Annotated in this window: 2 protein-coding genes; one reads left to right on the top strand and one right to left on the bottom strand. The window is 61.3% G+C overall.

Annotation, left to right across the window (positions count from 1 at the left end; all coding sequences use genetic code 11):
* Window positions 1–104 precede the first annotated feature (104 nt).
* Window positions 105–1,115, top strand: coding sequence for a hypothetical protein (locus tag IRZ24_RS19230; protein ID WP_297168048.1), 1,011 nt, complete (start codon window positions 105–107; stop codon window positions 1,113–1,115).
* A 56-nt stretch (window positions 1,116–1,171) separates the two neighbouring features.
* Here IRZ24_RS19230 and IRZ24_RS19225 read toward each other — a convergent pair whose 3' ends face one another.
* Window positions 1,172–2,143, bottom strand: a complete 972-nt coding sequence (locus IRZ24_RS19225) for an EamA family transporter (RefSeq protein ID WP_297168045.1) — start codon at window positions 2,141–2,143, stop codon at window positions 1,172–1,174.
* Window positions 2,144–2,574: the final 431 nt, after the last annotated feature.

Here is a 2,574-nt window from a genome sequence, read left to right as displayed (position 1 = left end):
CGCTAAGATCTATATATTGAAATTCAGTAGATTTATATGACAGAATATTATTCCCCTGAGAAAGCAAGGGAGCATATTCACTGTAAAGCGAGGAGAAAGACAGCATGAAGCCATCAGCCGAAACAACCCCTGTAGTCCCCGGTGGTCCAGGGGGCCGGCGCAGGGTATTATTATTGCTTGCTTTACTATTGGCCTGTTTCTTTTTTTATATGCTCATTTTCATCCAGGCTGCGATTGACAGCGACGTTAGCTCTTCCGCCACAGCCACTGGTCTGGAGCCTTTAGGGGTCATTGGCACGCTTTTACTGCTGCTCGTGCTGTTCACACTCATCATCACCGAAGGTCGTCGCCTGTTCAATCTGGAGGGGCGGATCAGCTGGAAGCGGCTCAGCCGTTGGCAAAAGGTGCTCCTGGTGCTGGGGTATCTTTGCACCATCATTGTGCCGATCTACCTCGTCCTGGCCCTGCGGTCGCAGCTGCGGCGTCAACAGCAAAGCCTGGGTCAATTCCTGCGGGACGAGTGGCAGCGCTATCGCCAGCGCTCCCAACGCAGCCAGCTTGTGTTAGCGCTGAGCGGCATCTCGCTGGTGCTCGTCTGCTCTTTCTGCACGAGTGCGGCGGCGTTTAGCGAGCGTCAGGCCCTGCTCAACAGCCTCACGCCCACGGCAGGTAGCGCCGTCCAGGGGACCTCACTCGCCCATCGACCAACCGTTAGCGCCGTGGCACATGGCACGCAGCTCTCTCAGGCGACGCAGGCGCCTGCTATGCCCAGCGCAACGCCAACACGAGCGCCCTCGCCGACTCCCAGCCCTACGCCAATGCCACGCCCGCAACCGACGCCGACGCCCAGACCGAAGCCCACTCCTACCCCTCCGCCTGCGCCGACCCCTTGCCCTGGCGTCAACTGCAACCCCTGGGGCTACAACTTCGAGCCGGGCGCTCTGATCTACTCGCCTCCAGCCAGCTTCTGCGCCTACTTCTCTTGCATCAGCAACTTCTGGAACGGCAGAGGCTACGTAGTTGAATGCAGCGACGGCATGTACAGCAAATCGGGCGGCATTCGTGGAGCCTGCTCCTATCACGGCGGCGTCTGGCGCCCGCTCTATGCTCACTAGGCAGCCAGGCCGCTCGCCTATCGCAGCGGCAGACTGAGGCTGAGCCTGGCTCAGCCTCAGTCACCGATACGGCAGCCCTCTGCTGCCCCGGTTTCCAGCGCAGTGGCCGCATCGGGTGGGGAGGAAGGCCGCTGCCCCTCGCTGGGAGTAGGCAGCTTACCGCGCGTATTCACCAGCAAGACCCCGGCGATGACTACCAGTCCCCCGAGCATTTCGAGCAGCGTCGGCACTTCATGCAGCCAAAGCCAGGAGATCGCCAGGGCCAGGAGCGGAGAAATATTCAGAAAACTTGTGGCTAGCGAGGCCGGCAGGCGGGCCAGAGTGAAGGCCCAGGTACCGTAAGCGATGGCTGCCGGGAAGAGGCCCAGATAGACCACTGCCAGCGTCGCCGCCGGCGCGGCCTGGGGCCAATCGTGTAGCAAGGCTGGTGCGAAAGGCAGCATAAAGAGGGTTCCAGCCCACATCGTGTAGGCCGTCATCTCGCTGCTGCTGTAGCGCTGCATGTAGCGTTTCTGAACGATAAAGTAGACGCTTTCGCAGAGCGAGGCGAGCAGCACCAACAGAGCGCCGGGGGTGAAGTGGAGGCCCTCCTTGCCACCCAGTGAGATAATGGTGACGCCTACGACGCTGATGGCGATGCCCAGCCAGCCCCAGAGCGTCAGGCGTTCGCGCAGCACGAGCAGAGCCAGCAGGGCCGTGAAGCAAGGGACCGAAGATACCAGGAAGCTGGCCGTGCCGGCGTTGACGGTCAGCTCACCGAAGGTCAGGCCGGCATGGTAACCGGTGATGCCGATGAGTCCAAGCAAGAGCAGGCCGGGCAGATCGCGCCAGGCGGGCAGGCGCATGCGCGTGAACAGAGCATAAAGAGCCAGGGCCAGCGAGGCCACGAGGAAACGCAGCAGGATGAGGGCGCCGGGTGAGTAGCTTTGCAGGCCAGCGCGGATACCGGCAAAAGCCGAAGCCCACAGCAGCAGAGTGATGATCAGCGAGAGTGCGGCGCGGGCATCGCCTGGTTTGGTCGAATGCATCGTTGCAACCTCCGTTTCCAATAGGGAATAGTATAGCCCAGGCGAGCAGCCCTTTCACCAGCCAGGCTTTGATGCCGAGGCCGGCCAATAGCACTGCACTGCACAGTCATTGGAAACCGGAAAAAGGCCGAAGAGGAAGGCGAGGGACCGAGCAAAAGCACCCTGTTGTTCACACTTTGCAGCAGGTTTCGTGGCAAGCAGGAGCGGGTACGGCGATGGGCATCGACGACTGAGGCGGTCGCCGCTCTGCGCAAACGAGGTAATCCGTTTGCATAATCTCTGCGTATCCTTCTAACGAGGCGGAGGCGGGTGGCCAGGGAAAGCATTGCCGCTCTGGTTTCTCAGCAGTGACGGCCCCATCCCGGTTCGGTGAACGGGCGCACGCCGTTCCCCTTCCTGGCTATCGCGCGCCGCCTTGCTGTTGGAGAAGG

This window comes from Thermogemmatispora sp. (assembly GCF_019683755.1).
Classification (GTDB): Bacteria; Chloroflexota; Ktedonobacteria; order Ktedonobacterales; family Ktedonobacteraceae; genus Thermogemmatispora.
Note: the sequence above shows the minus strand (reverse complement) of the source record. Positions and strands in the feature narration are given on the sequence as shown.